This is a genomic window from Mesorhizobium sp. ArgA1 (assembly GCF_053714375.1).
Genome location: NZ_JBSKBQ010000026.1, coordinates 24,591 through 36,625, shown reverse-complemented (window position 1 = coordinate 36,625; position 12,035 = coordinate 24,591). Strand labels below are relative to the sequence as shown.

At 59.0% G+C, this 12,035-nt stretch carries 9 protein-coding genes; 8 read left to right on the top strand and 1 reads right to left on the bottom strand.

Translation table 11 applies throughout. The annotated features are described in order from the left end of the window. Window positions 1-302 precede the first annotated feature (302 nt). Window positions 303-785 (top strand): YidB family protein, encoded by a 483-nt coding sequence (locus ACWGTI_RS29685; RefSeq protein WP_454590341.1) that lies wholly within the window; start codon window positions 303-305, stop codon window positions 783-785. A gap of 11 nt (window positions 786-796) precedes the next feature. Further along, window positions 797-1,273: a hypothetical protein gene (locus ACWGTI_RS29680; protein WP_454590340.1), complete on the top strand. Its 477-nt coding sequence runs from the start codon at window positions 797-799 to the stop codon at window positions 1,271-1,273. Between the two features lie 266 nt (window positions 1,274-1,539). Here the strand turns inward: ACWGTI_RS29680 and ACWGTI_RS29675 are convergent, their stop codons facing one another. Next, entirely contained in the window at window positions 1,540-1,839 is a 300-nt protein-coding gene (locus tag ACWGTI_RS29675) for a DUF1236 domain-containing protein (protein WP_454590339.1), read from the bottom strand. Between the two features lie 448 nt (window positions 1,840-2,287). Here ACWGTI_RS29675 and ACWGTI_RS29670 point away from each other — a divergent pair, with 448 nt between their 5' ends. From ACWGTI_RS29670 to ACWGTI_RS29645, 6 genes are all read left to right on the top strand, one after another. Then, window positions 2,288-2,608 (top strand): protamine-2 (modular protein), encoded by a 321-nt coding sequence (locus ACWGTI_RS29670; protein WP_454590338.1) that lies wholly within the window; start codon window positions 2,288-2,290, stop codon window positions 2,606-2,608. 232 nt (window positions 2,609-2,840) lie between these two features. Further along, on the top strand, window positions 2,841-3,191 hold the full coding sequence (locus ACWGTI_RS29665; RefSeq protein ID WP_454590337.1) for a low affinity iron permease family protein: 351 nt from the start codon (window positions 2,841-2,843) through the stop codon (window positions 3,189-3,191). An 82-nt stretch (window positions 3,192-3,273) separates the two neighbouring features. After that, a complete protein-coding gene (locus ACWGTI_RS29660) occupies window positions 3,274-3,474 on the top strand; it encodes a hypothetical protein (protein ID WP_454590336.1) in 201 nt (66 codons plus the stop codon). Window positions 3,475-3,696: 222 nt separating this feature from the next. Further along, window positions 3,697-3,960 carry a YMGG-like glycine zipper-containing protein gene (locus ACWGTI_RS29655; RefSeq protein ID WP_454590335.1) on the top strand — a complete coding sequence of 88 codons (264 nt, stop codon included), beginning with the start codon at window positions 3,697-3,699 and terminating at the stop codon, window positions 3,958-3,960. 267 nt (window positions 3,961-4,227) lie between these two features. Then, window positions 4,228-9,942, top strand: coding sequence for a HAMP domain-containing protein (locus ACWGTI_RS29650; protein ID WP_454590334.1), 5,715 nt, complete (start codon window positions 4,228-4,230; stop codon window positions 9,940-9,942). Between the two features lie 10 nt (window positions 9,943-9,952). Beyond that, window positions 9,953-12,028 (top strand): response regulator, encoded by a 2,076-nt coding sequence (locus ACWGTI_RS29645; RefSeq protein WP_454590333.1) that lies wholly within the window; start codon window positions 9,953-9,955, stop codon window positions 12,026-12,028. Window positions 12,029-12,035: the final 7 nt, after the last annotated feature.

Here is a 12,035-nt window from a genome sequence, read left to right as displayed (position 1 = left end):
CAACGCGGTTCCAATCCATGGCCTTGGCCTCCTTGGTTGCACACCAGTTGAAACGCCATATCGAGCGCGAGGTTCCGCAATTGAGGCCGTTGTGTCCAAGACAATCATACGGCGGCACGATCCTCGCAAAGCGCAACGGCTGTTCATCCTGCGACCCTCTACGCCTTCCGGCATCTCGCTTCCACGCTCGTGCACAAATGGACGGGAAAGGCCGTCGGTTGCCAAGCTTATATTTTGCTTCCCGATGGCGGAACTTTTGCCCGACCGGGACCTTGTGCGTATGCGAACCACAGGAGGAACAAGTGGCCAATCTTGGAAGACTTGCTGTCGCAATGCTGGGGGTCCTGGCTTATCAAAACCGCGACAAGATCGCAGAAATGATCCGTGGAGCACGAGAGCGCGATCCAAACAATCCTCAAGGCGGGGTTCTGGACCAGGTATCGAAAGGGCTCTCTGGAACTGCGCTGGGCGACATCCTCGAGCGTTTCAGAAACGCCGGTGCAGGCTCCAAGGTTGACTCTTGGGTTGGGACTGGGCCGAACGAGCCGATCGAGCCTCACGAGGTGGAAGCGGCCATCGATGCGCAGACGCTCGAATCGCTGTCGCGGCAGACCGGCCTTTCTCGCGAGGAGCTGATTGCCAGGATTACCAACAATCTGCCGGATGCCGTCAACCAGATGACTCCAAACGGCAATTTGCCTGCAGATCAGCGAACGAATGCCCCGGATGAGCCGACGCTCCTCGACGATGTGCCACGCGCTCAGCGTGGGGCGCCAATCCAATAAGGGCGATGCCTATGAGATACGTTCCGCATTTTCTGCTTGGTGTGGGTATCGCGATGATACCCACTTCGCTGCTCGGTGCTCAAGGATGGCAGGCCTTCGGGATCAAGCACTTTGGCTTCGTGTTCGATGTTCCGCCAGGGTTCGCTCTAAGCCAGCGTTCCAACCGCGGAGCCGCCTTCGAGGGCAGAAATAAGGAGTTTCTTGCAGTATGGGGAGCCCAGCTCGGCAAAGCCAGTTTTCGCAGCGAGATTGAGCATCGCATGGCGGTGAATGAGAATGATGGCTGGAAGTTGACGTATAAGCGAGTGACGCCGCAATGGGCGAGCTATTCAGGCCTGAAGGACGGCCAGATCCTGTATGTTCGAGCTATCAAAGTGTGTGGCAACCGCGCCGCCCTGTTTACCGTCAATTATAGCCGTGACGAAAAAGTGCCCTATGATCCAATTGTCGTTCGCATGGTAAAATCACTGAGGGCCAATGGTTGTTGACCAGGGTGGCATTGGACCGGGCTAGATGTCCCCTAGGCGCGGATCGTCTTGCTTTTTGTGCGCCAAACATAGGCCACGGCGAACAGGTTCTCGTTCAACCAGATGCCGGCAAGTGAGATGCGGACTGCCTCGACCGGGGTCGTTGGCCCGGAGAGAACTCAGGCGGTTGCCCAGGCTACTGACCCACTGTTCATCTTCGAGCATCTGCAGCGCAATTGAAGATCCGTAGCCCGCCGCCATCACGGCGGCGGGCTGTAGCTATTCGATCAGTTGTAGACCTTGATGATCTTTCGGGTGCCCGGATCGACGAGAACCGTCCGGTTGTCGATCACGACGTAGCGATATTTGACGCTGGGAACTTCATGAAGTTCGACCGTGTCGGGCAGGGCTGTGCCGACATTGAGTTCCACACCAGGGAGCTTCACCGACGCTAGCGGCTGTTTCTTCACATACTCTTGGATCACTGTGTCCTGCTCGGGCTGAATGATGATGTCCTCGGCGGCGGCAACGCCCACACCAGCCAACAGGACAAATGCCGCAGCAGCGGCAGACAGGGACATTCTCATAGGTAGCTCCTTGGTTGAGATTGACACCGTACTGATTGGCCGGCGTCTGGGGCTCAACTTTAGGTCGGTCCGAAGGTTCCCAATAAGGGCTTCAGTCCGCATGGACTGAGGACCAAAGTCCGATGCCGAAAAACAATGGTCTTGTGCAAGTCCTAGGCATGGAACAGGCAACGATCCCGATTGTTGTTCCACCGAAAAGTGGGAGAAAACAAATGGATAAGAGTGTTGGCCAGGCACGGTGGTTGCTCGCACCGATCTTCGGGACTGCGGTCACATTTTTGCTGGTTGGAATAATCCTTGGCTGACAATCGTGCAGGTCTGCGCAGCTTAAGTCGTACCCTGCGCCGATAGGTTCGCGCCTTCTGCGAGCCAATTTTCTAGCAAACGCGATGCTTGCCATGTCGGCCGGCGCGTACCCTCGTTCAACTTTGTAATTGGGAGGTTTTTTATGGATCGCCGCTACTTTTTGACAGCAATGTTCGGAGTTGCGGGGGCAGGGGCCTTGGCAACGATTATCCGCCCGTCGGATGCCCTGTCCGGAGTTGCTGCGCCAGAAAATGGCATTCTCGACAAACTTGATGCGCCGCAGAGGCAGGATACCTTTGCCGACGAAGGACCGGCAGAAGTGGAGCCGATCAATCATCGGCGCTGGGAGCGCCGCCATCACCGCAGGCGCGCGTGGAGAAGGGTCTGCCGCACCCACTGGCGCCACGGCCGCAGGCGCGTGCGCTGCTACCGCAGGCGCGTTTGGGTCACGTTGCGGCTTTAGCAGCTAGTGCGGCAGAGCCCACGGATTGGGGGCGGAGCTTTTGCCGCTTCGCAATTGGGTTCGCTCCGCCAGATACAGGCGAGCGAACCCTCGGTCACACAGAAATTGAAAAGTGTGAGTGTCTGATGTTGCGCGACAAAGAAACCTGGTTCGTTGAGGCAGACTTGCTTGCGGCAGCGTCGATTTGCGTAGCCATAACCGCACTGCTTGAATTGTCGACTTTGGCCTCGCTATGAACCGCATCTTGTTCGTAGCCGCAGACTTTCTTTCCCGCCCGCCCGGCTTCTATGTCATGCTAATAGCAATGGTGTTCTGCACTGCTCTGGTGCCTTTCGGCCTCACTAATGCAGTTACATACGCATTGTCGGTTGCAGCCATCGTTATTACCGGGGTGGTCCTGTTACAGGGCTATCGCGACACTGCCGCCATCCACGCCAAGCTTGATGAGATCATCGTCTCCCTAGAGGAAACCAGAAATGACGTCGTCGGCTTGGAACATGCCGAGCCCGAGGAGATTAGAGAAAAGCTTTCGATCCTCGAAGCCGAAGCAGCGAAAGCGGTCCGGACGGACCAGCCCGCCTGATTTGTAGCCTGGGCTAATCGGGTGAGCGCCTCGGCGCGAGGGAAGTCCTCCGGCATGAAGCACGGAGGATTTTGGGAGAGCAATGAGCAGACGGGGCGGTGATTTTCTCCACCAATGGATGGCGGACCATTTGGCTGATGATCAGATTATCGACCCAGTCTTACTGGTCATAGATATGGCAGTGGATGCAAAACGTGAGGCGGAAAAGCAAGGCATTGCAGGCGAGGAAATTGACGAAGAAATTGGCTCAGTTTTCGAAGCGATGATGCAGGGTCTGCGCTGACTCCCTCTTGGCGGCGGTCGACATCCGAGGGCCCAGCATCGGTCATATGTCTGAACGCGTGGCGCTGTTCGTGGCGACGCCGCGGGCCGGCAGCCTCGTGACCCCACCGGCGCCAAGCCCGGTAAAGGACTGAGGTTGTTTCGCTATTTGGCGATTCCGAAGGATCAAAAAACTCCGTGCCGCATTAAAGCTCTGGCTAATAGTAGCCTCAGGAGAGAAATAATGAAAAAGACTATCCTCATTTTGTGCTTACTCGTCCCGCTCGCAGCATGCTCGCGCACCGAACAGGGCGCTGCCGTCGGCGGGTTGGGTGGGGCCGCGATAGGCGCAGCCGTGGCAGGCGATCCGGTGAAAGGGGCGGTCGTTGGCGGAGCGGTGGGCGCCGTAGCCGGGGCCGTCATCGGGCATACCAGCGAGGCCGGCCAGTGTAGATATCGCGATCGCCATGGCAGAGTTTACGTTGCACAATGCCCCGAAGGCTACTGAGCAAAGGGCGCGTGATCCCGTCGATCACGCGCCTCCCCTCAGGAAAGTGTTTCAGCTGACGACGGTTGTCACAGTTCTAGGCGCCGTGTGCCAGCGAGCTAGGGTGCGGCGGACCCGAGGAATCGACGATGGGGTTGATGGACCTCACCGACCGGCGGCAAATGGAACAAAATCGACCACGCCGCGTTAGGGGCCTTGCGGCGTGCTGTATCGTCCGCGAGGGGCATTTTATCCGACACAAGTTCCATAGGGGCGGGGAGTGGCGCTGTGACCGAGCAGGCATCCAGGAAGCAATTGGACCGGCGAAACATTCTGAATTCCTTAAAAGCCTTTCGGCGCGGCGATTTCTCCATTCGAATTGACAACGTTTACGACGGGCTCGATTCCGAGATCGCAGAGACCTTCAATGAGATTGTCGCCCTAAACGACCAGGTAACTCGCGAGTTCGAGCGCCTCAGCCGCGTCGTCGGCAAGGAAGGGCGGATAGGCGAGCGCGGCCGAGTTCGAGAAGCTACGGGCGGTTGGGAGTCCAGCGTCCGCTCGGTCAACGATCTGATCGAAGACATGGTGCAGCCAACCGCCGAGGTTGCCCGGGTCATCGGCGCCGTCGCCAAAGGCGACCTTTCGCAGACAATGATGGTTGAAATTGACGGCCGACCCCTGCGCGGTGAATTCCTGCGCATCGGCGAGATCGTGAACACCATGGTCGGTCAGTTGGCTTCCTTCGCCTCGGAAGTGACGCGCGTCGCCCGCGAGGTCGGCACAGAAGGCAAGCTTGGTGGCCAGGCGCTTGTGAAGGGCGTTGCCGGCACGTGGAAAGATTTGACCGACAACGTCAATGCCATGGCGACGAACCTGACGGGGCAGGTGCGCAACATCGCCGAGGTCACGACCGCGGTCGCTTCGGGAGACCTGTCGAAGAAGATCACCGTCGACGTCAAAGGCGAAATCCTCGAACTGAAAAACACCATCAACACCATGGTCGACCAGCTCAACTCGTTCGCCTCCGAGGTCACGCGCGTGGCTCGCGAGGTCGGCACCGAGGGCAAGCTCGGCGGCCAGGCGCGGGTTGAAGGTGTCGGCGGCACGTGGAAGGATCTGACTGACAACGTGAACTCGATGGCCGAGAACCTCACCGGTCAAGTCCGCAACATCGCCGAAGTGACCACGGCCGTGGCACTGGGCGACCTCTCCAAGAAAATCACTGTCGACGTCAAAGGCGAAATCCTGGAGCTAAAATCCACGATCAACACCATGGTCGACCAACTGAATTCCTTCGCCGGCGAGGTCACGCGCGTGGCGCGCGAGGTCGGTACCGAAGGAAAGCTTGGCGGGCAGGCGCAGGTGCGTGGCGTTGCGGGCACCTGGAAGGACCTGACCGACAATGTGAACTCGATGGCTGAGAACTTGACGGGTCAGGTGCGCAACATTGCCGAAGTGACGACGGCCGTCGCCTCAGGCGACTTGTCGAAGAAGATCACGGTGGCCGTGCAAGGTGAGATTCTCGAGCTCAAGGACACCATCAATACGATGGTCGATCAACTGAATTCCTTCGCCTCGGAGGTGACACGCGTCGCACGTGAGGTCGGTACCGAGGGCAAGCTCGGCGGCCAAGCCGAGGTGAAGGGCGTCGGCGGCACTTGGAAGGATCTGACCGATAACGTCAACCTCATGGCCGCCAACCTGACCGGTCAGGTTCGTAACATCGCTGAGGTGACCACGGCCGTGGCGCGCGGCGACCTGTCGAAGAAGATTACCGTCGACGTCAAAGGCGAAATCCTGGAGCTCAAGGATACCGTCAACACGATGGTCGACCAACTGAATTCCTTCGCCTCGGAAGTCACGCGCGTCGCCCGCGAGGTCGGCTCGGAAGGCAAGCTCGGCGGACAGGCGCACGTCGAAGGGGTCGGCGGCACATGGAAAGATTTGACCGACAACGTCAACGCCATGGCCGGCAATTTGACCGTTCAGTTGCGCGACGTGTCGAAGGTGGCGACGGCCATCGCGACCGGCGATCTGACGCAGAAGATCACCGTCGATGCGCTCGGTGAAATCCTGCAGATCAAGGACGTCATCAACACGATGGTCGACCAGCTGAATTCCTTCGCCTCGGAAGTGACGCGGGTGGCGCGTGAGGTCGGCTCGGATGGCAAGCTCGGTGGCCAGGCACAGGTCCGTGGCGTTGCCGGCACGTGGAAGGATTTGACCGACAACGTCAATGCCATGGCCGCCAATCTGACCGGCCAGGTGCGCAACATTGCGGAGGTCACCACGGCCGTGGCCCTCGGCGATTTGTCGAAGAAGATCACCGTCGATGTCCGCGGTGAGATTCTGGAGCTCAAGGACACCATCAACACGATGGTCGACCAGCTCAATTCTTTTGCTTCGGAAGTAACGCGCGTGGCGCGCGAGGTCGGTACCGAAGGCAAGCTCGGTGGCCAGGCACAGGTGCGTGGCGTTGCGGGCACCTGGAAGGACCTGACCGACAATGTGAACTCGATGGCTGAGAACTTGACGGGTCAGGTCCGCAACATCGCCGAGGTCACGACAGCCGTTGCGCGCGGCGACCTGTCGAAGAAGATCACCGTCGATGTGAAGGGTGAAATCCTCGAACTGAAGTCGACCATCAACACCATGGTAGACCAGCTAAACTCCTTCGCCGGCGAGGTCACGCGTGTGGCGCGCGAGGTTGGCACCGAGGGCAAGCTTGGCGGCCAGGCGCGCGTCGAAGGCGTTGCCGGGACCTGGAAGGATTTGACCGACAACGTCAACCTGATGGCCACGAACCTCACCAACCAGGTTCGTGGTATCGCCGACGTGGTGACCGCGGTCGCGCAAGGCAATCTCAAGCGAAAACTGACGGTGGACGCGAAGGGCGAAATCGCCTCTCTGGCTGACACCATCAATGGGATGATCGAAACGCTCGCTACCTTTGCCGACCAGGTGACCAATGTCGCACGCGAGGTGGGTATTGAGGGCAAGCTCGGCGGCCAGGCGCGTGTGCCGGGCGCGGCCGGCCTGTGGCGCGACCTGACCGACAACGTCAATCAGCTTGCCGCCAACCTGACCACCCAGGTCCGCGCCATCGCCGAAGTCTCGACTGCGGTCACCAAGGGCGATTTGACCCGCTCGATCAGCGTCCAAGCCTCCGGTGAAGTCGCCGCGCTCAAGGACAACATTAATGAAATGATCCGCAATCTGAAGGATCAGACGCTAAAGAATGCCGAGCAGGACTGGCTGAAGACTAATCTCGCGCGGTTTTCGCGAATGCTGCAAGGCGAGCGCGATCTCACCACCGTGTCTCGCCTCATCATGTCAGAGCTCGCTCCTCTGGTGAATGCGCAGTACGGGGTGTTCTACGTCACCAATCGCGACGAAGAGGAATCCTATCTCGAGCTGGCGGCATCCTATGGCGCCGAAAGCAAAGCAGCTATCAAGCAACGCCTAGATTTGCGCGAGGGCTTGGTCGGGCAAAGTGCCGCTGACAAGCGCGCCATCATGCTGGACAATGTGCCGCCGGAGTTCCTGCGCGTCACGTCTGGTCTTGGAAGCGCCTCGCCGGCCAATGTCATCATCCTTCCGGCATTGTTCGAGGATGAGGTTAAGGCCGTCATCGAGCTTGCCTCGTTTGGCGAATTTCGTGACACGCACCAGTCGTTTCTCAACCAGCTGATGGAATCCGTCGGCATCGTTCTCAACACGATTGCCGCGACGATGCGCACCGAGGGCCTGCTCAAGCAATCGCAACTCCTGACTTCGGAGTTGCAGGCGCGTCAGACCGAACTGACCAAGAAGCAGGAAGAGCTGCATACGACAAACGAGGAGTTGCAGGAAAAAGCGCAGCTGCTCGAAAACGAAAAGAAGCAGGTCGAAAACAAGAATCTCGAAATCGAGATGGCACGCCGCGCATTGGAGGAGAAAGCCGAGCAGCTGGCGCTGACGTCGAAGTACAAGTCTGAGTTCCTGGCCAATATGAGCCATGAGCTGCGCACTCCGCTCAACTCCCTACTCATTCTGTCAAATCTGCTCGCAACCAATCAGCAGGGCAATCTCAACGAAAAGCAGGTCGAGTTCGCGCGCACCATAAACTCTGCCGGAACCGACCTTCTCAGCCTTATCAACGATATTCTCGATCTGTCTAAGATCGAATCCGGCACCGTTTCTATCGACATCAACGATATGCCGGTGGCCCATCTGCGCCAGCATATGGAGCGCACGTTCCGTCAGCTCGCGGCAGACAAGGGCCTTGGCTTCACCATCAAAGTCGACCCGGCCCTTCCAGAGACGGTCCGCACGGATGAGAAGCGGCTGCAGCAGATTGTCCTCAACCTGCTTTCGAACGCATTCAAGTTCACCTCGCAAGGCGAGGTCAGTCTGAGCTTCCGGGTCGAAAAGACCGGGCGCCGTAGCGGCTCCGCGCAACCGGTGAAGGCCTTGGCGATCGCTGTGACCGACACCGGCATCGGCATTCCCGAAGACAAGCAGAAGCTGATTTTCGAAGCCTTTCAGCAGGCTGACGGTACCACCAGTCGCAAATATGGAGGCACCGGCCTCGGGCTTTCGATAAGCCGGGAGATTGCTCGCTTGCTTGGTGGCGAATTGCGGGTGGAAAGCGTTCCAGGCAAGGGCTCGACATTTACGCTCGTCATCCCGTTCGCGGGCCCGCGCGTGGCCGCAGCACAGTCGGTTCTATCGCCGCCAACGGACACAGTCGCCGCCCCGGCTTCCCTCGGCAGCCCAACTGCTGCTGAGTTGATCGATGATCGCGATTCCATCTCGCCGACAGATCGGGTCGTTTTGATCGTCGAGGACGACCCGACGTTCGGCGGGTTGCTACTTGGTCTCGCACGCGCAGCCGGATTGAAAGGCGTCTTGTCGAACGCGGGTTCCGGCACCCTGGCTTTGGCTCGCAAACTGGTGCCTGACGCCATCACCCTTGATCTCGGGCTTGCCGATATCGATGGCTGGGTGCTTTTCGATCTGTTGCGTCATGACCAGAAGACGAGGGGAATTCCCGTTCACGTGATCTCCGGTGCCGAGGATATGGATGGTCTTGCCCGCAAAGGGGCATCCAGCATCTCCACCAAGCCTGTGTCCTCGGATGAACTGATGAAAGTATTTCAGGACATCCAATCCAAGAAGCTGCGCATCCAGCGACGCGTGCTGGTCGCCGACCCCGATCCGGAGCGCCGGCTTTCGCTTGTCGAAGCGATCCGCGACGGCGTGACCTCGGTGACAGCGGTCGGTCGCTTCGCCGCAAACGCGGACGACGGCGTGGCTTCATATGATGCCGTCGTGCTCGGCTTTGGACGTTCCGCCAAGGACAACGCACAAGCACTGGACGAGGTCACCGGCCAGTTCGGCGACGCCTTGCCGCAGCTGCTGTTCTTTGCGCCGCATCCTGAGGCGCTTGACCAGGTGGTGGCGCTTAATCCGGCGCTTGCGAATGCGCCACGGGCCGAGAATTTTGCGCAGCTGGCGCTTCATATTTCGGCAACGCTGCCAGGAGAAGGCCGCGAACAGCGCGGAGCAGGAAGCGAAGAAAACGGCAAATCCGATCTGGCCGGCGCGAAGGTTCTGATCGTCGATGACGATATCCGCAACATCTATTCGCTTACCAGCGTCCTCGAGACCTACGACATACAGGTGCTGCACGCTGAGCGTGGCCGCGACGGCATCGCCCTGCTGGAACAGACCCCTGACGTCGATGCGGCGCTGATCGATATCATGATGCCGGAGATGGACGGTTACGAAACGATGCGGCGGATTCGCGGCACACCGGCGATCGCTCACATCCCGCTGATATCGGTGACCGCAAAAGCAATGAAGGGCGATCGGCAAAAATGTCTGGACGCCGGCGCTTCCGATTACATCGCCAAGCCCGTCGATCTCGACCTCCTGCTGGCATTGCTGCGTGTCTGGATCGGACGTTCCCGGTCACGTGTCGAAGCGCCTCAAAAAATGCTCTTGGCAGTGAACTGACGGCCGGTCCATGCAAAAGCCTTCGAGAAACCGAGCAAAGCAACTTGATTTCGTCCAACCTGCTCAAACGCCGGCGAGGGCGCGTATCCTCGCTGTGGACGACGATGAACGCAATCTTCTCGCGATCAGCGAGGTTCTCGCCACGACCGGCGAAGTGATCTGCGTCCAATCGGGCGAGGAGGCCCTGCGTTATCTGCTCAAGGAGGACTGCGCCGTTATCCTCCTGGATGTTTTGATGCCCGGAATAGACGGCTATGAAACGGCCGGGCTAATCCGCCAGCGCGAGCAATCCAAACGCACACCAATCATTTTCCTCACCGCCATCAACAAGGAGGACGCCCACATGCTGCGCGGCTATGACGCCGGCGCCGTGGACTATGTGTTCAAGCCATTCGATCCGATCATGCTGCGTTCCAAGGTCGCGGTTTTTGTCGAACTCCATGAAAAGACTCTCGAGATCCAGCGAAAGGCAAAGATCGAGCAAGGCCTCCTTGCGCAGGCACTGCAGGCACAGAAGGAAAAGCTCCAAGCCGAACGGGACCTGCGCAACGCGGAGGAACGCCAGGAAGCGATTTTGAACTCACTGCCGGTTTGCTTTCATGCGCGGGCCGCCGAGCCACCCTTTGCAGCGCGATTTGTGACTAAGGGGGTCGAGCGGCTGACCGGCTTTTCGCCCAAGGATTTGACATCGGATCCGGATTTCGGCCTCAGCCGCGTCCATCCAGATGATCTCCCCAGGCTGGAGCAGGCACTGTTGGCGGCAAAAACTGCCGGGTCCTACTCCTGCGAATTCCGGTGGCGATGCGCCGACGGCGAATATCGAATTTTTCTGGATCAAGGCGTGATGTCGAACGGCTCGGACGGGGGCGCACCGGAGATACTGGGCACGTTGCTTGACGTTACCGAGAGGCGCGGCCTCGAGGATCTGGTGCTTCAATCCCAGCGTCTTGACGCCATAGGTAAGCTGACCGGCGGCCTGGCCCATGATTTCAACAACCTGCTCGCCGCTATCTTAAGCGGACTTGGTCTACTCGAACGCCGCGGAATACTGGATGATCCGGCACGACAGGTTGTCGACCTGATGCGGCGTTCTGCCAAACAGGGCGCCGATCTCGTGACTCGGATGCTGGCCTTCTCGCGGCGCCAGACGCTGAAGCCGGAAGCGGTGCACCTCGCGGCGCTCGGGGATACCATGAACGGGTTGGTCGCTCCCATTTTGGGAGGCCTGATCCGTTTCGACTGGCAGATCGACGATGCGGTATGGCCAGTTCACGTGGATGCCGGCCAGCTTGAGTTGGCCTTGATGAACCTGGTTTTCAATGCCCGCGACGCCATGCCCTCTGGAGGCACTCTAACGATTCACGCGCAAAACCGTTCAATTGAAAGCCGATCGCAAGACCTACCGGCGGGCGACTATGTCGTTGTGACCGTCAAGGACACGGGCTCGGGCATCGCACCTGACATAATTGCCAAGGTAATCGAACCCTTCTTCACCACCAAGCCCGTCGGCAAAGGGACTGGCCTCGGCCTCAGCACCGTTTACGGCTTTATGAAGCAATCCGGCGGCACGCTTCGCATAGACAGTGTCGTAGATCGTGGAACAACGATGCAGCTTTGGCTACCACGCTCGGTCGAAGATCCGGCGTTCACCCCGGGGGAGGCCGATGTAAGCCAATTAGTTCTGGACACACATGCGAAGCCTCCGTCCATCCTTCTGATCGACGACAGCAATGTTTTGCGTCAACTGACAGCCGAGTCCCTTCGCCAGCGTGGTTTTGAGGTTGCTTGCGCGGCAGGAGGTGCGGAGGCTCTAGCCATGATCGAACGAGCGCCCGACGATTTCGACGTCATCGTCACAGACTTCGCCATGCCACTCGTTTCCGGGCTAGACGTTATCCGCTTCGCGCGGAGTATACGCTCCGATTGGCCGGCCGTTATTATCACTGGCTATGCCGACGCCGATGAGATTGCGAACCGTCCCGCTGATGTTCCATTGCTGGGTAAGCCTTTCCGCGACAGGGATTTGATCGAAACCATTTGGTCGGCAGTCACAAATCTACACCCGTCAGAGATCAAAGCGGGCTAGCAGTCGC